Annotated in this window: 21 protein-coding genes and 6 pseudogenes; 12 read left to right on the top strand and 15 right to left on the bottom strand. The window is 68.9% G+C overall.

Translation table 11 applies throughout. The features are described from left to right. Positions 1-36: 36 nt before the first annotated feature. A complete protein-coding gene (locus ACF068_RS30525; RefSeq protein WP_392277546.1) occupies positions 37-804 on the top strand; it encodes an SDR family NAD(P)-dependent oxidoreductase in 768 nt (255 codons plus the stop codon). A gap of 15 nt (positions 805-819) precedes the next feature. Further along, positions 820-2,148: an MFS transporter gene (locus ACF068_RS30520; RefSeq protein WP_392277545.1), complete on the top strand. Its 1,329-nt coding sequence runs from the start codon at positions 820-822 to the stop codon at positions 2,146-2,148. On the opposite strand, the gene ACF068_RS30515 is transcribed toward ACF068_RS30520, so the two are convergent. Beyond that, the gene (locus ACF068_RS30515; RefSeq protein WP_392277544.1) at positions 2,109-2,537 is read right to left on the bottom strand and encodes a Tn3 family transposase; all 429 of its coding nucleotides are present in this window, start codon (positions 2,535-2,537) and stop codon (positions 2,109-2,111) included. The two genes, ACF068_RS30520 and ACF068_RS30515, sit on opposite strands and share 40 nt — an antisense overlap. An 88-nt stretch (positions 2,538-2,625) precedes the next feature. Between ACF068_RS30515 and ACF068_RS30510 the strand changes: the two genes are divergently transcribed. Further along, positions 2,626-3,015, top strand: a complete 390-nt coding sequence (locus ACF068_RS30510; protein ID WP_392277543.1) for a hypothetical protein — start codon at positions 2,626-2,628, stop codon at positions 3,013-3,015. 24 nt (positions 3,016-3,039) lie between these two features. Here ACF068_RS30510 and ACF068_RS30505 read toward each other — a convergent pair. Continuing rightward, positions 3,040-3,612, bottom strand: a pseudogene (locus ACF068_RS30505) (response regulator transcription factor); the annotation flags it as partial. 547 nt (positions 3,613-4,159) lie between these two features. After that, positions 4,160-4,579 carry a hypothetical protein gene (locus tag ACF068_RS30500; protein ID WP_392277542.1) on the bottom strand — a complete coding sequence of 140 codons (420 nt, stop codon included), beginning with the start codon at positions 4,577-4,579 and terminating at the stop codon, positions 4,160-4,162. A 530-nt stretch (positions 4,580-5,109) separates the two neighbouring features. Here ACF068_RS30500 and ACF068_RS30495 point away from each other — a divergent pair. Then, positions 5,110-5,674 (top strand): annotated as a pseudogene (locus ACF068_RS30495) (helicase); the annotation flags it as partial. Between the two features lie 92 nt (positions 5,675-5,766). Here ACF068_RS30495 and ACF068_RS30490 read toward each other — a convergent pair. Then, complete coding sequence (locus ACF068_RS30490) at positions 5,767-6,084, bottom strand: ArsR/SmtB family transcription factor (protein WP_392277541.1); 318 nt, start codon at positions 6,082-6,084, stop codon at positions 5,767-5,769. A 98-nt stretch (positions 6,085-6,182) separates the two neighbouring features. Here ACF068_RS30490 and ACF068_RS30485 point away from each other — a divergent pair, with 98 nt between their 5' ends. Both ACF068_RS30485 and ACF068_RS30480 read left to right on the top strand, forming a co-directional pair. Then, a complete protein-coding gene (locus ACF068_RS30485) occupies positions 6,183-6,530 on the top strand; it encodes a putative quinol monooxygenase (protein ID WP_392277540.1) in 348 nt (115 codons plus the stop codon). A 784-nt stretch (positions 6,531-7,314) separates the two neighbouring features. After that, the gene (locus ACF068_RS30480; protein ID WP_392277539.1) at positions 7,315-7,791 is read left to right on the top strand and encodes a hypothetical protein; all 477 of its coding nucleotides are present in this window, start codon (positions 7,315-7,317) and stop codon (positions 7,789-7,791) included. Positions 7,792-7,800: 9 nt separating this feature from the next. Here the strand turns inward: ACF068_RS30480 and ACF068_RS30475 are convergent. Together ACF068_RS30475 and ACF068_RS30470 are read right to left on the bottom strand one after the other, a co-directional pair. Then, positions 7,801-8,058, bottom strand: a pseudogene (locus tag ACF068_RS30475) (transposase); the annotation flags it as partial. A gap of 704 nt (positions 8,059-8,762) precedes the next feature. Next, positions 8,763-9,095, bottom strand: coding sequence for an SH3 domain-containing protein (locus ACF068_RS30470; RefSeq protein WP_392277538.1), 333 nt, complete (start codon positions 9,093-9,095; stop codon positions 8,763-8,765). Positions 9,096-9,837: 742 nt separating this feature from the next. On the opposite strand from ACF068_RS30470, the gene ACF068_RS30465 reads away from it, so the two are divergent. After that, entirely contained in the window at positions 9,838-10,368 is a 531-nt protein-coding gene (locus ACF068_RS30465) for an ArsR/SmtB family transcription factor (protein WP_392277537.1), read from the top strand. A 194-nt stretch (positions 10,369-10,562) separates the two neighbouring features. Then, the gene (locus ACF068_RS30460; protein ID WP_392277536.1) at positions 10,563-10,904 is read left to right on the top strand and encodes a hypothetical protein; all 342 of its coding nucleotides are present in this window, start codon (positions 10,563-10,565) and stop codon (positions 10,902-10,904) included. Between the two features lie 46 nt (positions 10,905-10,950). On the opposite strand, the gene ACF068_RS30455 is transcribed toward ACF068_RS30460, so the two are convergent. The 7 genes from ACF068_RS30455 to ACF068_RS30425 all read right to left on the bottom strand — a co-directional run bounded on the left by ACF068_RS30455 (position 10,951) and on the right by ACF068_RS30425 (position 16,294). Continuing rightward, a complete protein-coding gene (locus tag ACF068_RS30455; protein WP_392277535.1) occupies positions 10,951-11,121 on the bottom strand; it encodes a hypothetical protein in 171 nt (56 codons plus the stop codon). Between the two features lie 34 nt (positions 11,122-11,155). Then, complete coding sequence (gene istB, locus ACF068_RS30450) at positions 11,156-12,073, bottom strand: IS21-like element helper ATPase IstB (RefSeq protein ID WP_392277534.1); 918 nt, start codon at positions 12,071-12,073, stop codon at positions 11,156-11,158. Continuing rightward, positions 12,066-12,638 (bottom strand): transposase, encoded by a 573-nt coding sequence (locus ACF068_RS30445; protein ID WP_392277533.1) that lies wholly within the window; start codon positions 12,636-12,638, stop codon positions 12,066-12,068. The genes istB and ACF068_RS30445 overlap by 8 nt, the downstream gene beginning before the upstream one ends. 1,015 nt (positions 12,639-13,653) lie before the next feature. Further along, the gene (locus ACF068_RS30440) at positions 13,654-14,139 is read right to left on the bottom strand and encodes a DUF3995 domain-containing protein (protein ID WP_392277532.1); all 486 of its coding nucleotides are present in this window, start codon (positions 14,137-14,139) and stop codon (positions 13,654-13,656) included. Between the two features lie 17 nt (positions 14,140-14,156). Then, on the bottom strand, positions 14,157-14,306 hold the full coding sequence (locus tag ACF068_RS30435) for a DUF6191 domain-containing protein (RefSeq protein ID WP_392277531.1): 150 nt from the start codon (positions 14,304-14,306) through the stop codon (positions 14,157-14,159). A 144-nt stretch (positions 14,307-14,450) separates the two neighbouring features. Continuing rightward, on the bottom strand, positions 14,451-14,846 hold the full coding sequence (locus ACF068_RS30430) for a cupin (RefSeq protein ID WP_392277615.1): 396 nt from the start codon (positions 14,844-14,846) through the stop codon (positions 14,451-14,453). Next, a complete protein-coding gene (locus ACF068_RS30425) occupies positions 14,846-16,294 on the bottom strand; it encodes an MFS transporter (protein WP_392277530.1) in 1,449 nt (482 codons plus the stop codon). The genes ACF068_RS30430 and ACF068_RS30425 overlap by 1 nt, the downstream gene beginning before the upstream one ends. Positions 16,295-16,352: 58 nt before the next feature. Between ACF068_RS30425 and ACF068_RS30420 the strand changes: the two genes are divergently transcribed. After that, positions 16,353-17,021: a TetR/AcrR family transcriptional regulator gene (locus ACF068_RS30420; protein WP_392277529.1), complete on the top strand. Its 669-nt coding sequence runs from the start codon at positions 16,353-16,355 to the stop codon at positions 17,019-17,021. A gap of 267 nt (positions 17,022-17,288) precedes the next feature. Here ACF068_RS30420 and ACF068_RS30415 read toward each other — a convergent pair. Continuing rightward, positions 17,289-18,514: pseudogene (locus ACF068_RS30415) on the bottom strand (serine hydrolase domain-containing protein). 295 nt (positions 18,515-18,809) lie between these two features. Here ACF068_RS30415 and ACF068_RS30410 point away from each other — a divergent pair. The 3 genes and pseudogenes from ACF068_RS30410 to ACF068_RS30400 all read left to right on the top strand — a co-directional run. Beyond that, on the top strand, positions 18,810-19,586 hold the full coding sequence (locus ACF068_RS30410) for a MerR family transcriptional regulator (RefSeq protein ID WP_392277528.1): 777 nt from the start codon (positions 18,810-18,812) through the stop codon (positions 19,584-19,586). A gap of 193 nt (positions 19,587-19,779) precedes the next feature. Beyond that, positions 19,780-20,054: pseudogene (locus tag ACF068_RS30405) on the top strand (glyoxalase superfamily protein). Positions 20,055-20,090: 36 nt separating this feature from the next. After that, positions 20,091-20,237: pseudogene (locus ACF068_RS30400) on the top strand (IS630 family transposase); the annotation flags it as partial. A 606-nt stretch (positions 20,238-20,843) separates the two neighbouring features. Here the strand turns inward: ACF068_RS30400 and ACF068_RS30395 are convergent. Continuing rightward, a partial coding sequence (locus tag ACF068_RS30395) for a transposase family protein (protein ID WP_392277614.1) occupies positions 20,844-20,994 on the bottom strand: 151 nt, incomplete at its 5' end.

Raw genomic sequence — 20,994 nt, 5'->3', positions numbered from 1 at the left:
TTGGCGACGCGACGTCGATGGCGTGGACTTCCTCCCATGACACACACGATTCATGTGCAGCGCACGGCGGTTGTCACCGGCGCTGCCCGCGGTATCGGCGCCGCTGTGGCCAGGCGCCTGGCGGGCGACGGCTTGGCGGTCGGCGTGATCGATCTGGACGAGGCGGACTGTGCCGACACCGTGGAGGCCATCACAAGTGTCGGCGGCGCAGCGCCGGCCCTCGCCGCTGATGTGGCCGACGAGGCCGCGGTCACTGCGGCCGTCACCCGGATCGCCGCCGCGTTCGGACCGCCGGCGGTACTGGTCAACAACGCCGGCATCGGACCTCGTGCTGACCTTGTGGACATGACCACGCAGCAGTGGGATACGGTCTCGGGGATCAACCTCAGCGGCCCTTTCTTCGCCGCCCGGGCCGTCTGCCCGCACATGGTGACGGCCGGATGGGGACGCATCGTCAACATGTCGAGCATCTCCGCTGTCGGTGATGCCGGCCGCGTCGACTACGCCAGCGCGAGGGCGGGCTTGATCGGATTCACCAAATCCCTCGCTCTCCAGCTCGGCCCGCATGGCGTGACCGCGAACACCATTGCGCCGGGATTCGTCGTGAGCGACATGACCAGGGCCTGGGCCCGGCGGCTCGGCCTGAGCTTCAAGGAGTTCCAGCGCAGGGCGGAGCAGTCCATCCCGGTCGGTCGAGTGGGCCTGCCTGACGACATCGCCCATACCGCCTCCTTCCTCGTAAGTCCCGGGGGAGGGTTCGTCTCCGGCCAGGTCATTTACGTCGCTGGCGGGCCGGTGGACTGAAGGATGAGCCGTCGGATGGTCCTGATCCTGGCTGTCACATGCGCCGTAGCAGTGGGCAACATCTACTTTCCGCAGGCCATCGGTCCCCTGATCGCCGCCGGGCTGCACGTGTCGCCCGATTCGGCCGCTGCGGTGGTGACCGCCACACAGACCGGCTACACAGCCGGGATGGTCTTGTTGGTGCCGCTCGGCGACCGGCTCCCGCACCGCTCGTTCCTCGTCGTCCTCCTGGCCCTGACCGGCCTGGCACTGCTCGCAGCGGGTTGCGCACCGGCCCTGCCGGCCCTCGTTGCCGCCAGCACCCTTGTCGGCCTGACCACCGTGGGCGCGCAGATCGTCGGCCCCCTGGCGGCTGGTCTCGTGGCCGCCGACCGTCAAGGAGGGGTGATCGGCGCTCTGCTGAGCGGATCGACCGGCGGCATGCTGCTGGCCCGAACCTTCGGCGGCACCCTCGGTGAGTGGCTGGGGTGGCGGGCCCCCTACCTGGTCGCCGCGGTCCTGGCCCTGATCCTCGCCACCGTCTTGGCGTTCGCGGTGCCGACCACCACCCCGTCCTCTCGCCAGCCGTACGCAGCGCTCCTGGCCGAGCCGCTGCGCCTGCTGCGCACCGAGCCAGACCTACGCCGCTCGTGCTTCTACCAGGCAACCGTCTTCGCCGGGTTCTCCGCGGTCTGGACCTGCCTGGCGCTCCTGCTCGCCGGACCTGCCTACGGGCTGGGCGCCCACGCGGTAGGCGTGATCGCCTTGGTCGGCGTGGCGACCATGGTCGCCACCCCGCTCGCCGGCCGTCTGGTGGACCGCTACGGCCCCGATCCAGTGAACCTGGTCTGCATGCTTGGCGTCCTCGTCTCGGCCGCGATCCTCACCATTGGTACCCGGGGCGGCACGGTGGGTCTGACCTCCCTGACACTCGGCACGCTGCTCCTCGACACCTCGATGCAGTCCGGCATGGTCGCCAATAAAGTCCGCGTCTACGCCCTGCGCGTCGATGCCCGCAGCAGGCTCAACACCGCCTACATGACCTGTGCCTACCTGGGCGGCACCGCAGGTTCCTGGCTCGGGATACGCGCCTGGAGCCAGGCTGGCTGGTGGGGAGTGTGCGTGCTCGTCGCGGTGCTTGCCGCACTCGCCCTGGCCCGTCACCTACTGGCGCTGTACACGTTCGAGGAAAGCCCGGCCATGAACCGTGCGGCGAATGCGGACGGCCTCGGCCACCAGCCTGATGCTGGTGGAAGTGATCAGGCATCGTGCGGCGCCTCCGATACTCGGCCTCGCCGTCGTCTGACTCGTCGTAGGCGTGGGGGTCACGCAACGGGCGCAGGCCAGGTGCCGCGAGCCCGGTGAAGGCAAAGCTGCCGAGGGGTTATGTGGTCGTACTGAAGCGGGGAGAGCCGGGCTAGCAGCTCGTCGGTGACAGGGAAGCCGTCAGCGGCGAGCTGCTTGACGGCGGCGTCGATGTAGAGGCTGTCGAACAGCATGACAGCGTTGAGTGCCAGGCCGAGGGTGCCGAATTGGTCCGCCATGCCCTTGCGATCGTGCTGGCGCAGTTCGCCGCGCTGGCCGAAGAAGATTTTCCGAGCGAGGCGGTGGCGGGCTTCGGTCCGGCTACCGTTTTCGCCATGAAGACCACGCAGCGCGCCGGGTTCTCCGTCCGCCTCGGCCGAGCCTAGCCGCCTGAGTTCGAGGGACCGTTCGAGGGCGTGCCGGGGCACCTCACCGCGCCGCTGCAGCATCGGGCGAAGGCCACACCCTGCAAACCACCCTGGCCGGCCCGACCGAAACCACCACCACCACCGACGACCGGCCCGACTTGGAAGCGCGATGAACGACAGCATCCCGCAGAAGATCATCACTTACCTGGAGATGACCGACCCCGCAGACCTGAACCCGGCCCCGGCCGTCCCCGGCTTAGCCCTGCGCCGTCTGGACACCGACTCACCCCTGGTCCGCAGCGTCCAGGCACGCGTCGGCGAGAACTACGGCTGGCGCGCGGCAGCCCGCACCGAGGAACAGTGGGAGGAGCGCGGCCTGCCGGGCGTACACGGCGCGCACCCCTCGGAGCGGGCGGGGCGGAAAGCTGATCTTCTGATCCACAGGATCACCGTACTCGTAGCACCTGCACACATCACCCTGGCCCGAGGCCGGTCGCCCCACCCGGACCGGTCCCGCAAACGCGGTGTCCGATCGCGGTGGCAAAGACGGGGAACGTAACCCGCTTCACCGCCGAGGATCAGGTTTGCGAGGGCTCGCTGCCCCTGCCGCATGGCCCAGGAACAGCTCCAGGAGCGCGAACTCGGTGCGGGTGAACTCCAGCCGCCGGTCGCCGCGGACACCGGTGCGGGTCGCCGGATCGACGGTCAGGTCGGCGAAGGACAGCGCGCCTACGGCGGGCTCGCCCGCGCCGAGGGCGGGCGTGGCCCGGCGCAGCAGCGCCCGCAGCCGGGCCAGCAACTCGTCCAGGGCGAAGGGCTTGACCAGGTAGTCGTCGGCGCCCGCGTCCAGCCCGGCCACCCGGTCGCTGACGGCGTCGCGGGCGGTGAGGACGAGGACGGGGGTACGGTCCCCGAGCCCGCGCAGCTCGCGGCAGAAGGCGAGCCCGTCCAGCACCGGCATGGCCAGGTCCAGCACGATGGCGTCGGGTGGCTCGGCAGCCACCGCGCTGAGACCGGCCAGCCCGTCCGCCGCCGCCCGCACCCCGTACCCCTCGATGGCCAGCGCGTCCACGACGGCGGCCCGGACCTCGGGGTCGTCCTCCACGACGAGCACTGCGGTGGGCCGGGCGGCGGTGGAGGAGGCGGGTCGTGGCATCGGCGGGCCTTTCGGACGGGGGGCGTGTCGCGCCTCCACCCTGGCAGAGCCCGTTAGCGAAGTTCTTCGGGGAGCCCTTCGCCCAGCGCCAAGCCCACGAGGCCGGCTGGAAGGCAGTGGAATACAGCGTGCCGGGAACCGACCTGCTCCGCCGCCAGGCCCCCAGCAGACAAACTAGGCCATCACGCCCAGCACTGATCACAAAGAACGCCCCTGGACAGCTGCTCTGGCCGCTCTCGGCCTCGACTGGGCGGCTTGACGTTGACTGCTGGACACCTGGTCACCGGCCAGGCACTGCCCACCACGGCGGGCGAGGTCGTGCGCCGAGGCAAAGACCTCGGCCGGTGGGTCACCTCCGTCCGGCATGGGTGGGACCAGCTCACCACCGTGCAGCAGTGGATGTGCGAGCAGGTCCTCGGGAAGGTCCTCGGGATCGATCCCGCCAGCGAGGACGAGAAGCCGAAGGCGCGCACCAGCCAGGCCGACAAGTGGGCCATGCACTACACCGCCGCAGCCCAGTGCTTCGCCCGGGCGGACATCAGCTTCTTCATCTGGCCAGGATCACGGAGGCGACTGTCCGCCAGCCCGCGTCCGTCCGGGCGGCGAGGTAGAGCACGCGGACGCGCTGGAACTCCCGCCCCTGACTGTCCTGGCGTGCCCAGGTGACTTCGATCTCTGCGGCCCGCTCGTTGAGGGCGCGCACCACCGGGTCGAGGGCCTTGCTTCCCCCGTAGTCGGCGTCGCGCAGTCCGCGCAGTTCGTGTGCGAGTCCTTGGGAGAGCGCCTCGGCGGAGGTGAGCACGGTGTGGGCCGTCCCGGTGGTCATGCTGATCGGCACGGAGAAGTAGTCGAGGAGCGGCGCCGGGTCGGTGCTCCCCTTCGCCGCCAGTCCGATGAACGTCTCGACGTATCCGTCGAACCATGCCTGCGCTTCGTTCGCGACGGCGGCCAGATCGATGTGCGTCATGATTTCGTGACCTCTCTTGCAGAGATTTCAGGTGTGGGTTTTCCACCAAGTCAGGGAATCGGTCCTGGACCAGGGAGCCGCGCCGGGTCTGCAGGAGCAGGCGGCCGCCCGGGGCCGTTGGGGGTGAAGAGGATCGCCCGGTGGCCGTCGAACGTCCGCTCCGCCGCGAAGCCGCTCGCCAGGACGCCGGAGCCGGGGACGTACTCGGCGGCCTGAGCGAGCATCGACTCAGGGGCGGGGTGAGAACCACTCGGGAACGGCCTCCTTCACCGCGCTCCGGGCCTGGCACCCGACAGCCTTCCCCAGCCAGGCATGCACGGCGCGTGGATACGGCCAGAGGGCCCTGCCGAGTCAGGCTCCGGGGTGGGCCGGCTTCTGCTGCGACTCCACCAGCCGGGCCCGGCCGCCACGCGGGTGAACGCCCTGGTCAAGGACACGGCGGAGCTGCCGGCGGAGGCGGTCGGATAGCGCCTGCAGTGACGGACGTCCGGCCGACGGGGGCACCCGGACGCGCGCTCAAAGGTGGAGTGCGGGGCCAGCGCCTGGCGCTCCTGCAGACCGCGCTCCTGGAGCACGCCGCCGCGTACAACCCGCACCGTCATGACGTTCCACCAGAAAGCCGAGGAAGCCGCCGCGTTCGCGGAGAACCTGCCCCAGCCCGCGGCCGAGCTGTACATGAACGACGCCACAGGCGACGACCTGGCGGCTGCGGAGGAGCTGCCGGAGTCGTCGATCGACGCGGCCTGGTACGAACTAGAGGCCGGGCGCCATGTCCCGCCGGACCGGCTGTGGTCGGCGTGGCTGTGCGGCGACCACCTCGTCACCGAGCGGCGCGAGGTCCTGCGCCAGTTCGCAGGCGGCATCGACGCGGCCGGGCGCCGGGTGCACCGCGCCTTCCTCGCCAGCGTCCGCGTACTCGGGGAAGGCGTGGACATCACCGGCGAACGGGGAATCGACTCGATCTGCTTCGCCGACACCCGCGGCTCCCAGGTCGAGATCGTGCAGAACATCGGCCGGGCGCTCCGGCTCGACCGCGACGGCTCCACCAAGGTCGCCCGGATCATCGTGCCGCTCTTCCTGGAGCCCGGCGAGGAGTCACTACGAAGCGGCAGTGTCCTGTCGCCATGCATGTGACACATTGGACGTTCGCAATCGACCTGTCTTTTGGGACTGTCCCGCTCCTGAGCTCACTCCTCCGGCTCGGCTGCCACGATGCCCAGCAGTCCAGGAAACCGCTGCTCGATGTCGGCCCGGCGCAGGCTGGCCATCCGGCTGTTGCCCCGGTCGACCTGCCGGATCAACCCGGCCTGACGCAGTGCACGGAAGTGGTGCGTGACGGTCGCCTTGGAGACCGGCAGCCCGAAGGAGCTGCAGGTCCGCGCCGCGCCGTCGGGTTCCGCTGCCAGCTCACGCACCACTCGGCGGCGCAGCGGATCTGCCAGCGCGGAGAGTACCGGGCCGAGCTCGATCTCCTCGACGCTCGGGTGGCCTTCACCATCGGGCATTCGGGACACCTCCTTTAGGTACGGATTGCATCGTACCTAGAAGTTCGGTAGCGTCCGACAGGTACGAGATTGATTGTACCTATCGGGGAGAACCCTGCATGTCTCAGCCATTCGCACTCGTCGGCACCGCTCGCCCCAAACCTGAACGCGCCGAGGAGTTGAAGCACCTTCTGCTCTCGTTCGTCGAGCCGACCCGGCAGGAGTCCGGCTGCCTGGAGTACCACTTCCACGAAGATCGCAATGACCCCGGCGTCTTCGTCTTCTACGAGGCCTGGCGCTCCCAGGCCGATCTCGACGCCCACCTTGCCCTCCCCCACATGCAAGCCTTCTGGGAACGGCGCATGGACTACCTGCAGACCGACCTCGACGTCCGCTTCCTCACCATGCACAGCCCCTACCAGCCGGCCGGCCGGACTGGAGCGCGGCCTCTGGCACCGCCCCAGTGACGCCGCGCCGATCCTGAACGTCCAACCGGTGCGGCGCCGCTCTGAGCGCGATGACGTGAGAATCCGCCAGCATGGCTGAGACCCCGCGAGCATCCGCCAACTGGGATGCGACCGGACAAGCAGGTCAGGGCCGCCCCGTGCGCACGGTCCGGGGCGTTTGCCGACCAGCTTGCTGATTCGCCAACTGTGCTGCGTCGTCAACTGATCCAGAGCGGGCTCCCCCAGGAGCAGCTCGGCCTGCCGCTCGGTCACCACGTCCCCGGGCCCTGAGGCCGGCCGCGGCCAGGCCCCGGCCCTTCCACACTCCGGGCGGGACACCGGCTTCGTCATGGGCGGCGCGCAGCGGCCTGCCCGCAGGGTTGTGGCCGTCGCCGACCATCACGCCGCGGAAGAGGTAGCGCCACCCGTTCCCGGGCGGACCTCCGCTTTGCTGATTATCGGTCATGGAACCCCGGCGCTGACCTGCACAAAAGCGTGATCCATGGCGCTACCCGCCGGGCGGGAGGGCATCACCAGATCTTACGGGAGAGCCGTCGGGCGGGCCGTCCAATCAGCCCAAGACGGTAAGCCGCCGGTGTGTGCACTCTCCCGCCCATGAACCCAACCTCGTTCACGACGGCCACACCCAGCGCTTCGCTCAGCAGGACCACCCGGCCCGTAGCTGGATCACAGGGCGCCGATGGTCCAGCTGCGAGGCCACCCGGCCCCAGCTACCCTTCGCAATGCCACCGGCCACTGGCCCTCCTTAGGTGACATCGCCGGCGCTGTCGGCCCGATCGGCACCGTGACCACCGCCGCCATCGGCAGCGTGGGCGGCGAGCTCGAGCTCATCGCCGTCAGCGGCGGCAAGGCCTACCACACCATCCGCAACACCGCGGGGCAGTGGAGCAGCTGGGGCAGCGTCGCCGGCGCGGCTGGCACGACGGGCCCCATCACTTCGGTGGGCATGGCCGGCACCGGCGGCGACGCGCAGATCGTCATCGCCACCGACAACGGCACCCGCCAGTACCACGCCATCCGCAAGGCGGACCGCACCTGGACCACCTTCGGTGACCTGAAGGACTACCTGGGCGCCGTCACGGTGAAGTCGCTCGGCGCCGCGCACGTTGACGGTGAGCTGCGGCTGACGGCCACGACCAAGGACAACAAGCTCCTCCACATCATCCGCCACGCCGACCGCACCTGGACTCCGACCACCACGGTCACCCTCCAGGGCGTGACCGGAACCCTCGGCACCACCGCCATCACCGGCACCCTCTGAGCCGGGCGCTTAACGTGGGCGGGCTTGGCGTTCCTTGATCGACTCGGCGCGTTTGACCGTCTTGCCGACGCCGTGGTGCCTGGCCCGGTGTTTGTCCTTCGAGCCCGCGGGCCGTCCCGGCCCTGGCCGGGACGGCTTCGGTGCGGCCGCCGGGCGGGGCGTGGTCGCGCGGACATTGCGAAACCCCCGCCGCACCCGGGCGGGGGTCAGCCGACGGGGCTCGGCCGGCCGTTCCCAGGGGCGACGAAGGTCGGGGGCCACGAGCCGCACCCCCGCCCAGCCGGGCCTTTTTCCAGGAAGGGTTCGAGTGTTCAGGCGGTGCGCTCAGCCTCGGTATACCACCTGGCAAGGGCGTCCGCCCCCCCTCTGCCTCGGCCGCCTGCGCCCTGCGTCCGCTATCCGCCTGTCAGATATCGCAACCAGTACCGCCTGCTAGATCGTGTCCGCAAAGTCTCGCCTGGCCCGCGACGCCCCGCGCGCACGCTAGCCGCGTTGTCGTCGGTTGCCATGGCTCCCTCCTCCGCCTTGCGATCGCACGCACCGGACACCGCGGCCCCCGCCCTCCGGGCGGACGCCGATACGTTCCGGACACTCCCTAGCCGGAACACCGCGGTGATCGTCCCCGCGTGGACCACGGAGGTGCCGTACTCCAGTACGGGTGGCCCCGGCGCTGGCCCCGTCTGCCAGAGGCTGTGGCGTGGGTTGTCACTCCCGGCCTTGAGGAACAAGCTGAGGACACTCCGATGCCTCCGCGGCCTGGGAGCCTCGTGGGCTCAGCGTGCGTCAGCCGGCGTACAGGCGGGGCGGGCTCCACTGATGGCCCGGTCCGAAGGCGCCCGTTCCTAGCCCTGGGCGAGGTGGTCCCAGGCGTCGTTCAGCATCGGCACGACTGACAACCGCTCGGGTGATCCGGGGCCGATGGCCTGGCCGCGGATCACCCGCCGAACCGCGTGCACGCACGGGCTGCGGGATCAGCAGCCAGCGGTTACGTTCCCGCAGTAGATCCACCCGGAGTAGCCCGCGCTGTCGACGACGTCGTACCACTTGTTCCCGTAGGAGTTGTAGTCGTACCCGTACACGGTGAGAACCTCGCCTGCGTACGCCCAGGAGACAGAGGACGACGTCCCGTACGGGCTCGTCCTGATGTGGCCACCCTTGGACGTCGTGGTGGCCGCTGCCGTCTTCCCGTCGAACGACGCCACCGAGACGGACGGCGTGGTACCTACCGCGTGGGCAGGTGCCATCGCGGCACCGGTGAGAGCGATACTGCCGAGAAGGACAGCAGCCTTGATCTTTGCGCTCACGAGAAACTCCTTCGTCAATGACCGGTAGGCGGAATGCCGATGGTGATTCCGTTGAACGCCGACGCAGGGTTTGCGACGGCACCCTGACAGCTGTTCACGCGACCGTTTCCGGCCCGGGCTTACCGAAGGCTCCTGCCCTGGGCCTGGCTGCGTGCGAAGCCAGCATCTCTGGCCGGGAAGCGGCTCGACAATGACCGTCGGTCGTAGCTGAATGTTCCTGGTCACAGGGGTACGACTCTCGGGTTTGGGGGGGAACCGGGTGCTGCGCTTGCGCTTCACGGTGGATGACTTGGCGCGGACGAGGATGGCTTTGCTGGGACCGCTGGCCGAGACGCAGTTCTCCTTACGAATGCTGCAGCGGACTGATGAAGGGGCGCTGTTCGACGCTTGGCGCAGAAGGACTCGGCCTCGTATTCCGCCGGATGTGCGGCAGTTGGCTCGTTTCGTTGCCAGTCCCAGCAAATGGATGATCGACCTCTTCACTGTGGTGGGACCGGCAGCCTCAATGGCCGAGGCGACGGATCGGCTGCTGGGCGCGCCGCCCACGCTCGTGCGTCGGGAGCTGGACCCCGTCCCTCGCGGACAGCCACCGCGCCCAGCCTGGCTCACGGGGCAGCCCCATGACGGGTCCCTCGGGCGCTTGGCCCGAGCACTCACCGACCTCCATGACGTGGCGGTCGCCCCGTACTGGCCACAGGCTTCGGGGGCACTGCACTCCCACGCGCATCTGTGGGGGAGACTGATGGCCTCCGCCGGCGTGCAGGCGGCCTTGGACAGCCTGGCTCCGGCGCTGCGCTGGCGGCCGCCGATGCTGGAGGTACCGTCGTACTCGGCCTTCCGGCGCCTTGAGCAACAGGAGTTCGATCTCGCGGGTCGCGGTCTTGTGCTGGCGCCCTCGTTGTTCTGCGGTCGGGAACCGGCACTGTTCGTGCCGGAGGGTGACGACGCGGCTCTGCTCATCTATCCCATCCCGCGGGACGCGGCCTCCCTCCGCGGCATCTGGTCGCCTGCGCAGTCCGCGGAGACGGACAAGGCGCTGGCCGCGCTGCTCGGGTCGACCCGGGCAGCACTGCTCGCCGAGCTTGTGCAGGGGGGCACCACCAGCGAGCTGGCGCGGCGGCTGTCCATCTCACCCGCCAGCGCCAGCCAGCACACCAGTGTCTTACGCAAGGCAGGCCTCGCCACCAGCGTCCGCTTTCGCAACACGGTCCACCACTCCCTGACAGTACAAGGCCGTGCCCTGCTCAAAGGAACGAATTCCGCGTCGGGCTGAACCTCCAGCCGGCCGGTTACCGACCGCTGCCGCCGGCGGTGTACCGGCCTGATGCCGATCCCGAATTTTCCTCAGAGCTGCTCTTCGCCCCAGTTGGTTCACGGAGTGAATCAACTGGGGAACGTGGGGAGCGAGCGCGGGCTTGACGTGGTTGCTCTTCGACGGGTGTCAGAGCTGTGGGGCATGATCGGGCCATGCTGCAAGCGAGAGACGAGCACGGTCGTCAGGTGAGGAATCCGGGGCCCACGGCATTGAGTCGGATGGTGGCGAACCTCGGCCGGGGCAACGCCTTCGTGATCATCGAGCGAGTCGACGATGAGGCGGCCGGTGATTGGTATGTGCAGGTGTGGCTGAGGGACGACAACACCTATCAGCTGGAGTTCCGTGACGGGACGCCGGCAGAGCACTACCAGACCCGGACGATCTCCCAGGAAAAGGTGATCACCGCATTGGGCGGCTGGGCCAAGGGGCGCCCGGATTGGAAGGACGCCTTCATGTGGAACAACATCGGTGCCTCGTTGGGAAACGCCGGCTGACCCTGCCGCCGCCTTGGGGCTGACAAGGTCAGTGACGTGCGTTCGCTCAGCTGCGGCGCATGGGGATGACGTCGGGACTTGCTGCGGGGATGGTGGGCCGCGCGGCCTCGGGGGTGGCGAGAAGCGCGACGATGGTGACGGGTTTGTCGCAGTGCGGGCAGTTGCGGATAGCTGTGGGCGTCAGGGGTGTGGGTGCCGGTGACTGCCGCGTGCCCACGTCGGTTTCCGCTGTGTTGATGGCTTCGTCGCGTTCACGGCGTCGTCGCCTGGCTGCTTCGGCTTTGCAGCGGGGGGTGCAGTAGGTGTGGCGGGTTGCCTGGGGGTTGGCCTGGAACTGGGTCCAGCAGATGGGGCAGGCCCGGAGTTCGACCAGCACGTCCGGTCACCCCTTTGCGGAGGTTGTCGGAGTGGGACTGGTGCGAGCGGAGGCGGTAGGACGGTCCGTCGATGCCGACTACGGCGGCTCGGTGAAGGAGCCGGTCGAGCATCGCGGCGGCGACGGTCGCGTCGCCGAAGGCGCCCGCCCAATCTGCAATACCGACATTGGTCGTGAGGATCGTGCTCGACTTCAGATACCGCTGGTTGATCACCTGGAAGAGGGCCGAAGCGCCGTCGCCCGGCAGCGGGAGATAGCCCAGTTCATCGATCACGAGCAGGCGGGGTCCGGCGAAGAACCGCATGATGCTTGACCAGCGGCCTTCGAGTGCGGCCTTGTGGCACTTCGCGGCGAGTTCGGCGGCGGTGGTGAAGTAGACGCGGTGGCCGGCATCGACCGCGGAGCGGGCGAGTGCGACGGCCAGCATCGTCTTGCCGACGCCGGGCGGGCCGACCAGCAGGACGTTGGAGGCGTTGTCGAGGAACCGCAGGGTGGCCAGGTCGCGGATGAGCTTCTCGTCGACGCCGGGCTGGGCGGCGAAATCGAAGTCGTTCATCCATGGCTCTGGCAGGCAGGCGAACCTCAGCCGGGAGGAGAGTTTGCGGGCTTCGGTCGCCTCCACTTCGATCTCGAGGAGTTCCTCCGAGGCGGTGGTGAGGGTCATCCGCTCGGCTCGGGCCTGGTCCAGGACGCGGGGAAGGGCTTCGGCGGCGTCGTTGAGTTTCAGATAGGACAGGTGGCCTCGCAGCTGCTGGTAGCGGCGGGCCTTGCTCATCGGCATGGTGTCACTCACTCTCACGCTCCTGGTCTTCGTGGGTGGGGGCCTGCCGCAGCCGGTCGGCGACGGCGGCGTAGTGAGACAGGTCGATGACGACCCGGTTCGCGACGTCCGATTCAGGTCGGCCGCGAAGCTTCTCGGCTTCCGCCTGGGCCGCGGCCGACGGGGGCCGGCGGACCTTGGTGCGGCAGGGAGCCTTGTCGGAGAACGAGGCGAGAACGGCTCGTTCGAGGGCGATGACGTGCCCGGCGTCCCGGACGGTCTGGCCGGCTCCGTCCGGTGCCCGGCGGTGGTGGGCGATGACTGCGCGGCTGGCGGTGACCACGTGCAGGTCGTCCTCGCCGAGGCGGATCCGGACCGTGACGTGGGCGCCGGTCAGCCCGGGCGGGACGGAGTAGTGGTTGCCGGCGAAGGCAACGAGTCCTTGCGGGCTGACGACTCGGGTCTGCTCCAGCTCGGCGGGGAAGGGGCGGGTCGGCAGGTCCAGCAGCGGCTCGGCTTCGGCGAGCGCGGCGACCGTGGTCGAGGCTCCGTCGAGCTTGCGCTTGCGGAGATCCATCTGGATGGCCAGCTTGTCCACGCCGTTCTGGGCTGCCTCGATGCTGATGCCGTCCGGGACGGTTCGCCACAGCGCTGAGCCGCTGAGTGGTTGGCCTTCTCGACGACACCCTTGCGATTGCCCGCCGGGGCGGGCAGATGTCGATGCCGGCTCCGTAGTACTTTGCGACGGCGGCGAAGGTCGGCAGGATCCGTCCGGTCGGCGGGTGGCAGACGGTGGCCATCCGGTCGAACCGCCACCTGCGGGCGGTTCCGCCCAGGCGCCGCAGTACGGCGTCGATGGACTGGACCAGGTGTGGGAAGGTCTCTGCCTCCGCGAGCACGGCCCGCCATCGTCCCGAGTGGGCCAGGGCGCCGACGAGGAGATGCGCGTTGGTGCCGACGCCCCACTCCGCGGGCGGATCCGGGAGCTCGACCCAGTCGAACTGGATCTCCTCACCTGGAGGATGCGCGATGATCGCCACGTCGCGGCCGCTCGAAGCCCGACAGGGTTCGCAGTACGGACGTGCTTTGTATCGACGAAGGGCCCGGGTGAAGGTGGAGTAGCCGCCCGAATAGCCGAGTTCCACCACTTCGTCGAATAGCGTCGAGGCCCACAAGTGGGGGTCATCGCTGAGTCGTTGCCGGCAGTACTCCAAGAAGGGCATGAACGCGTCCGGCGACTGACGTCGATATCCGGAGACCCGCTCGCCATTCAGACACGCGCGGATCGTCTTGCGGTCGTGCCCCAGGTACCGGGCGATCGCCGAGATCGACCAGCCCTGGCGACGCAGTGCGTGAGCATCCACGTCTTCCTCCCAGGTGAGCATCCAGGGCCCTTCAACAGCCCGAACTCCGTGCTCACGCAGGCTCTCCAGAACACGCCGAGACCAGTTCGACACGCCGGGAAGATCACGCAATGGGTGGGGAGATCACAGGTTTGGCCACCTGAAGAGCGACACCTGGGGAAATTCAAAGAGCGCCATCAGGCCCAGGGCGTGTGCGATGGGTCATCGAGCGTGGCGTGCTGATGGAGCCCTGCGGCTCTGCCGTCCTCGCTACTGCTGATACATGCCAGGTTTGGACGAGGGCCTCGGTTCTGCGTCGGTATCCTTCCGGGACCACCGGGTGGCGAGGCCGAAGGCCAGTCCTCCGGAGAGGGCCAGCGTCCAGGCCCGCTGCCCCGCGCTCACGGAGGTGTCCAGGTGCGTTGTGTCGGTCAGCAGCAGCACCTCGACACCGATGCCCCGGACCAGTAGGAGGGCGCTGACGCCCCATCCCAGCCACCTTGCCAGGAGAGCGGGAACGCCCCGAAGCCTGGACCGGGCAAGCAGACAGTCGAGCAAGGCGCCGAGGAGGCAGAGCGCCCCCACGCCCCACGAGCCTGCGTCGACGAACCACAGCGGGCGCTCGGTGGCCAGCGGACCGGCGGAAGTGCTCAGCCCCACGTCACTGCCGACGGCCCAGTGGAAGTGCAATCCGGCAAACGCGGCCGCCCACAAGCACGCGACACGCCCCCACAGTGTGGACGGTTCCGCGCCCATTCCCTCCGGTTGGCATCTCATCGCCGGACCTCACGGGCATCGCGCCTGCCGGCGCACGGGCCATCCGCTTCCTGTGGCAACACGATGAACGCGGTGCCCTTGGTCAGGTCGATACTGGAGCGGGGCGGCGCACCGTCGCTGTCGTCGTCCCGCCGCAACAGCTCCACCCGTCCAGACGTTGTGGGGTCCGGCCGGGTGCGCGATGTCCCCGGCAAGCACGATGAACACCTTGTGCTGGCGAGCCATGCGCCGCCAAGTCTTCGGGCGAGGTTCGTGTGGCCCGACAACTGCTTTGCCGGGCCACCTTCCCCTCAGTGGGTATCGGTGCGCCTTTCGAGGCGGGTTCCGTTGCGACGGGTGATCGACATCAGGTCGCTGGGGGCCTCCAGCTCCAGACGGTGCCAGCGCCCGCGGCGAACGATCACGGCGACGCCTGCCTGCAACTGCACCACTTCCTCGCCGCCGCCCGGCCTGTCGGGACGGAAGTAGAGACGGACACCGCCGGTCAGGCAGCACACCGCTTCCTCGGCTTCGGGGTGCATCTCCCAGTGGTCGGCGTGCACGTCGGCGTCGGTCTCGACGTGGAACATGGCGATCTGCCAGGCACCGGAACCACTGCTTGTCATCTGCCGTTCGACGGCTCGGACGTCGCCGTCGGGCTCCAAATGCAGCGCCGAGGCGAACAGGTCGACGGTGGAAGTCGTCATCATGATGGTGTTCCTTCCAGCTGGTTGGCTGCGGGAGCGGTGGATTGTGGGAGAGGTGTGACGGCCAGGCGGCGCGGCAGCACACCGATCGCCACGACCGCCGCGAGCACGAAAACGGCGGCTGCAACGGCCAGGCCCAGGGCGTAGCCGTCGTTGAGCACGGCGGGGTCGTTGGTCGTGCCGGTGTGGTGCGCGGCGATCGTGGCCAGGGCCGCCAGGCCAATGGAACCGCCGAGTTGGCGGGAGCTGTTCATGAGGCCGGAGGCCATGCCGGCCTCGCGTGGGGCGACGCCGGTGGTAGCGGCGGCGGCGACCGGAGCCAGGACCAGTCCGGCGCCGACACTGGTGACGAGGGACGGGCCGAGCACATCGGTGAGAAAGCTGCCGTCGGGGCTGATGAGGGCGAACCAGGCCAAGCCCGCGGCGGCCAGCAGAGCGCCCGGTACCAGGGACACACGAGGGGTGCGTGACGTGGTGATGCGGGTCGCGACGATGGTTCCCGCGACCAAGCCCAGGGAGAAGGGCAGGAATGCTGTACCGGTCGCTGCGGCACCCATGCCCAGGACCTGCTGCATGTACAAGGACACGAAGTAGAACGCTGCGAACTGCCCGGCTGCGGCCAGGAACACCAGCACGTTCGCGCCGGCGACCCAGCGGCTGCGCAGCAGGCCGAGGCGCAGCAGCGGTGCGGCGACCCTTGACTCGGCGAAGACGAAGGCGGCCAGCAGTACGGCCGCGGCAGCGACGGTCGCCCACGTGAGCGGGGAACCCCAGCCAAGGGTGTCGGTGCGGACGACACCGAGCACCAGCAGCCCGACTCCACCAGTCGCCAGGACGGCGCCCAGCGCGTCCAGCCTTTCGCGCTGGGCAGGTGCCGTTCCGGCGGGCACCCCTGCAGGGATGAGCGCGACAGCCGCCACCACGATGGGCAGGTTGATCAGCATGACCCAGCGCCAGCCCGCGTATTCGGTCAGGAGCCCTCCTGCCAGCACGCCCAGCGCCCCGCCTGCGGCGTTCACCGCGCTCCACACCCCGAGCGCGCGGACGCGCTGGGGGCCTTCGGCGAAGGTGGTGGTGAGCATCGCCAGCGCGGCCGGTGCGACTGCGGCGGCGCCCAGGCCCTGACCGGCGCGTGCGGCGATCAGTTGCCAGGGATCTTCAGCCAGCCCGCCCGCCAGGGAGCACAGTCCGAAGACGGTCAGCCCCAGCACGAACATCCGGCGCCGGCCATACAGGTCGCAGGCGCGGCCGCCCAGCAGCAGGAACCCGCCGAACGTGAGCGCGTACACGTGCACGACCCACGACAGGTCGAGCGGCGCGAATCCCAGGTGGGTGCGGATCGCAGGTAATGCGACGTTGACCACGGACATGTCCAGGGCGATGACGAACTGGGCGACGGCGGCTGCCGCCAGCACCACGCCTTGCCTCTCCCGCGAATTTTTATACATGTAAGAAAACTTAGCGCCGGATGATGGCCGCTGTCGACACCTGCGGGATGATGGGGGCATGCCGCAACCATCCTCACCGCGCAAGACCCCGGGCCGACCTCCCCGTATCTCTCGAGAGGAGATCATCGAGACAGCACGCCGGATTGTGACCGAGTCAGGCGTGGAACGGCTGACGATGCGGCGGCTGGCCACGGAGGTCGGCAGTACGCCGATGGCGCTCTACCACCACGTCCGCGACAAGGAACAGCTGCTCCTCCTCCTGCTGGACGACTACGCCGCGCGGACGCTGCACCGACCCGATTTGCCGGCCCATCCTGGCGAGCGGGTCATCGTCGCCGCCACGGCGATCCACGAGGCGCTCGCCGCCTGCCCGTGGATCGTGGAGGTGCTGACTGCCGACGATTTGCTGTCCACGAGCGCGCTGTGGTTTGTCGAGCAGATCGTTGACGGACTGGTTGAATGCGGCCTCTCCCTCGACCAGGCTGTGCACGGCTACCGTTCGATCTGGTACTACACAGCCGGAGAGATCGTGGTCAGGACAACAGCGGCCCGCCGGCGCGCAAACGATGACCGTGCGACCTACCGGGAGCAAGTCTTCGCCGATCTCGACCCCAGCGAGCTACCCCGCTTGGCTCAGGCCGCAGGCCGCTGGACGCCACTGACCGCTGAGGACACCTACCAGGACGGGCTCCGGGCCCTGGTGGAGGGCCTTCTCGTCAGCCGCTGACGACTCGCCGCCGACGACGTGCCGGGCCGCTGACACCACGGCCTCAAGAGTCGGCAGACGATTCGTCCGCCGAGGACCTGGCCCGCCTCTCCCCGTTCCTCCGCCGCCACGTCAACAAGTTCGGCCGGTACTCCTACCAGCTCCCCGACCTGCCCGGGGGCCTGCGTCCGCTGCGTGAATCGGACACCACCGACGAGGAATGACGCCCGGCGCTGGCCCCGGGCTTCTGTCTCTGACCCCGGCCGCGAGTAGCGGTCGAGCTCGTTGTCAGTCGATGGCCTGATAGAGCGTGGTCCAGAAGTCGTTCATGGCACGCGGCGAATCCGGGGTGGACAGTCCGACCTGGGTGAGCAGGACTCCGGTGAGCTGGTTGGTCCTGTCTGCGTAGGCGGTGGTGCCGGTGCCGCCGAACCAGCCGAACTGGCCGATGGGCGCGTAGTCGCCGCGATGTGTGCGCACCGCCATCCCAAATCCCCAGCCGCCGTTCGACCCCTGGCCGGACGACAGGTGGGCGACGTTGCTGAACATGGCTTCCCGGGCGGCTAGCTGTCCGGGCGAGAGACGGTTGGTGGTCATCAGCTCCACGGCCGCCCGGGACAAGATCCGGTCACTCCCGTGCATCCCATGATTCAGCAGCATCTGGAAGTAGGCGTGGTAGTCGTCGGCGGTGGAGACCAGCCCGCCGCCGGCGCCCTGGAACGCGGGAGGCACGCTGACCTTCCCCCTGCCGCCTCGTCCCACACGACGAACTCGCCGGTCTGCGGGTCGGGCCCGTACAGAGGCGGCAGTCGGTCGATCTTGTCGGCGGGCACGTGGAAGGCGGTGTCCTTCATCCCCAGCGGATCGAGGATACGTTCGCGCAGGAATGCCTCCAACGACTGTCCCGTGACCCGGCAGACAAGCACGCCGACCACCTCGTTGCTGAGGTCGTACTGCCACCGCACTCCGGGCTGGTACTGCAGCGGCAGCTCGCCGAGGCGGCGTATCCACTCGTCCGGCTCGGGCGCCGGCCCGGACGCGACGCTGTAGTCGAGACGCTCGAAGGTCGCGGCCCTGATCGGGGAAGCCATCGACTCGAAGTCCACTCCGAGCCCGAAGGTGGAGGTGAGCAGGTCCCGTACGGTGATCGGCCGCTGTGCCGGCACGGTGTCGTCCAGCGGTCCGTCGGGCCGCCTCAGCACGTGCCGGTCGGCGAGTTCGGGCAGCCACTGATCCACCGGGTCGTCCAGCCGCAGCCGACACTCGTCGAGCAGGATCATCGCCGCCGCCATCGTGACCGGCTTGGACGTGGACGCCATCCGGAAGATCGTGTCCCGGCGCATCGGCAAGCCACCGTCATGACGCATCGTCCCGATCGCTTCGACGTGCGTCTGGCCGCCACGGCTGACCAGGGCGACAAGGCCGGGAATCTTCTTGGACTCTACGTGCCGTGCCAGCACCTCGCGCAGTCGGCGCAGCCCTCCGTCGGAGAAGCCGTTGTTGCTGGTTCCCATGATGAATCCCCTGTTTGCAGTGTGAGTTCTCACGGCGGCCCTGGTGGCTGCCTGGCCCTTCGAGCGGCCATGTGAAGAGCCTGGAGCCTTGACCCAAGGTCAAGGTCAACCCCCTATCGCGATCAAGTGGTGACCGGCACCGATCGCCGGGCGTCCCGGTCCTCCTCGGCGGCAGGGGGATGGGCTGGACCTGGTGCGCGCTATCCTCGCCCCTGTGATCGTCCGGACTTCCCGGCCGCCGCCAACGCGGTTCGCGAGACCGCAGCCGCCCACGACCTGGAGGTGCGTAGAGCCGATGGCAGACGGGCTCACGATCGGTCAGGCGGCGGCGTTCGTCGGTGTCACGATCAAGACCGTGCGGCACTATCACCGGCTCGGCCTGGTTGCCGAGCCCGAACGCGACGGTTCCGGCTATCGCCGATACCGATCGGACGAGCTGTTCCGGCTGGTCCAGGTCCGGACCCTGGCCGCAGCCGGCATGCCGCTGGCCGGGATCGGTCACCTGCTCGACGCCGATCCCAAGACGTTCGCCGCCACCCTGGACGACGTCCATCACCAACTCACCGAACGAATCGACGACCTGATCGCGCGCCGCGACAGGCTGCACCGTCTCGACCATGGCGACCGGGCCCTGCTGCCCGACCGAGCCTGCGCGGTCTTGGACCGACTCGCCGAACTCGGTTTCAGCCCCGACTACGTGGCCGGTCAACGGGAGGCCCTGGTCCTGGCCCGGGCACTGGTCCCGGAGATCTTCGACAGCTTCCTGACCCGGCTTGGACATTCACTTGACGATCCCGAGTCCGTCGAGCTGACCAAACGCGGCTGGGATGCGAGGTCCTGGGATCCGGACGACCCGCGGATCGAAGGGCTGGCATCCACGCTTGCCGACAAGCTGCTGGCCAACCGCGCGCTGCTGGCGATGCCGACCGGGTTTCAGGACCAACCCGACGCCGCCTCCCGGTACGGAATGGTCAACCACCACCGGGAAGACCGGTCACCGTCCATCGCCCGGTTGAACACGCTGATCGAGGCGAAGCTGCGCGCAGCCGGCATCGCCGTTCCGCATCAGTGACGGCCGCCCGGCAGACACTGCGGTGAGACGCCCCCTCATCCCGCCGCGTCCGAACCAGGATGTGCCCGGCGGACGCTGGTGCAGGCCGCGGACACCGTCTGAGACGTGATCCACCGGTTCCACGAGATCGGCCTGTCCTGCCTAGTGCCGCATCAGGCAACGTTCGTCCTGGGCGGTCTGCGACGATGACGCCATGGACGAGGAAGCCATTCCCGTTCTTCGCATCGAGAACGCTGCTGCGGCGATCGCTTGGTACGAGCGGCTGGGCTTCGCCAAGCAGCGGGAACACCGCTCCGAACCGCGATTTCCCGCGTTCGTCGAGGTCGCCCGGGGCGGGGTGCGGTTGTTCTTGTCGGAGCACAAGGGCGATGCCCGCCCCGACACGTTGGTCTACCTCCGCGTTGGTGATGTCGAGGCCATCGCCTCCGAGACGGCAACCGGCTGCGGATCGGCACGCCGACGGAATGACACTCGCCGGCAGTGCGCAGCAGGGAAGCTGTGCTGGTGGCTGAGCGAGTACGCGTCAGCGAGATCGATGACGACGAGGGGCAGCGCCTGCTGCGGATCATCCGCCGGGGCAGCGGTTCGCGGGCGCAGATGGTGCTGCTGTCCGCGCAGGGCATGCCGGTGGCGAAGATCGCCGAGGTGACCCCTCACCTGGTGCCATAGCCGAGGGACGGTCAGGGAGTACGTCGGGCAGCCGGCGCCTGGCCCTGCCCGCAGGGGACGCGCCGCTCCTCCCGGGCCGGCGCATGACGGCTGCTGCGCACGGCCCGGCTCGACGCAGGGCGGCGTACACCGCCGGCCAGGCACTCATCAACGCTACGAGCAGGGCAGCAGCAGAAACGACCGGCAAAAGGACGCGAGCCCACACCGGTTGGCTGAAGATTGCGGCCGTGGTGGCCAGGACACAGATCAGCAGCCACGCTGCTGCCGTAAGCAGGTGCTGCTGCGGTCGTTGCTGTCTCACGCCCTGCCACCCGAGCCGTAAGGGGATTGCCATCCTCATCGTGATCGACGTCTTCATACCGTAAGACACCGGTAGACGGCTTTTGCAGACCGGTGGAACAAGCGCTGGATCTCCAGCGGTGCCTCTTCGACCACCCGGCCTGCGCCCGGCACATCCCTGCCCGCCCACGACAACCCTGGGCTCTCCCGCCCGAATACTGACAGCTTGTGTGTCCGTCGCAACGACGCTGAGGATCCACCGCATGGCTCACGACACCACCCCCATCCCCTAGAGATCGTCTTCAAAGGTCAGATCCAGAGCAGGATTGAGGCGATGGTGACGGCGGCTTGGCAGGACTCGCGGCTCTTGTCGTAGCGAGTGGCCAGTCCGCGCCACTGCTTGAGTCGGTTGAAGCAGCGCTCGACGACGTTGCGGCGACGGTAGAGGCATCGATCGAAG

It is taken from the genome of Streptomyces sp. NPDC016309, assembly GCF_043077235.1.
GTDB lineage: Bacteria > Actinomycetota > Actinomycetes > Streptomycetales > Streptomycetaceae > Streptomyces.
This window is presented reverse-complemented; position numbering and strand designations above follow the sequence as displayed.